We start from the raw sequence: 1240 nt of genomic DNA, 5'->3' as shown, positions 1-1240 counted from the left end.
AAAGGGCCGGTACAGGCAGCCCAGACATTCAGATCTGCTCCAGCAACCAACTGCGAAACGCCCGCAGCGACGGCAATGCCTCATTGCGCGGTGGGTAGATCAGGTAATAACTGCGCTGGCTGGCAAATGCCACCCCGGGGCTGTACAGCTCACCCTTGGCCAGTTCTTCCTCCACCAGTATGCGCGGCACCAGGCCGATGCCGATCCCGGCGCGTACCGCCTGGATCAGGTGCGAGGTCAGCTCGAAGCTCGGCCCCAGGCGCATCGCCCGGTGCGCCAGGCCATGGTGTGAAAACCACTCGCCCCAGGCATGCGGGTTGTTGGCCACATTCAGCAGCACCTCTTCACTGATGCGTGCAGGGCTCCAGCCCTGGCTGTCCGCACCAGCCTCCGGCGGCAATATCACCACCAGTTCCTCGGCATGCAGGCGATGGCAGATCAACCCCGGCAGGTCGTGACTGGCCACGCCGATGGCGGCATCGATCTCGCTGGTGTCGAAGTTGATGGCTTCGATGCGTGAATGTATGTGCACCAGCATGCCCGGGTGGGCGCTGTAGAAGGCGTGCAGCCTTGGCAGCAGCCATTTCGAGCCGAACGTGGGCAAGGTGGCCAGGCGCAAGGTGCCCACCCCCGACTGGTAGGCCAGTGCCTGCAAGGTGGCGCTGCGAATGCGCCCCAGTGCCTCGCTCAGCTCGCGCTGGTACAGGCGGCCGACGTCGGTCAGCTGCACCTGGCGCCCCTCGCGGCGGAACAGGGTCAGGCCCAGTTGCTGCTCCAGCGCCTGCACCTGGCGGCTGACCGCGCTCTGGGTCAGCGACAGCTCGGCGGCGGCGCGGGTGTAGCTTTCATGCCGGGCGGCAGCCTCGAAAGCCAGTAGCAGCGACATGGATGGGGTCAGATGGCGGTAATTCATTCATGAAAGTCATTAATAGCGGCAGGATTATCCGTTTGCCCCTGAAGCGAAACTACAGGAACATTGGCCTGCACGTCACCTCCGCATGCCATCACCCATGCCGGAACGACAGGAATCCCGTGAATTAGCCAATATCAAGAGGCCATCCTTCGATGATCGCCCAGCTGCCGACCGTTGCCCCGAGCGCCAACTACCCCGAATTCCTCGAAGCCCTGCGCAGCAGCGGCTTCCGTGGCCAGATCAGTGCCGATTACGGTACCCGCACGGTGCTGGCCACCGACAACTCGATCTACCAGCGCTTGCCACAGGCGGCGGTGTTCCCGCTGG

The 1240-nt window shown here is 63.9% G+C and carries 1 protein-coding gene; it reads right to left on the bottom strand.

Features of this window, described 5'->3' with window-relative positions; translation table 11 throughout:
* Nucleotides 1-28: 28 nt before the first annotated feature.
* The gene (locus tag B2790_RS21060; RefSeq protein WP_013973663.1) at nucleotides 29-913 is read right to left on the bottom strand and encodes a LysR substrate-binding domain-containing protein; all 885 of its coding nucleotides are present in this window, start codon (nucleotides 911-913) and stop codon (nucleotides 29-31) included.
* Nucleotides 914-1240: the final 327 nt, after the last annotated feature.

Origin of the sequence: Pseudomonas sp. UBA6753, from assembly GCF_002453565.1 — a bacterium.
In the GTDB taxonomy this organism is placed as follows: domain Bacteria; phylum Pseudomonadota; class Gammaproteobacteria; order Pseudomonadales; family Pseudomonadaceae; genus Aquipseudomonas; species Aquipseudomonas putida_Z.
This window is presented reverse-complemented; position numbering and strand designations above follow the sequence as displayed.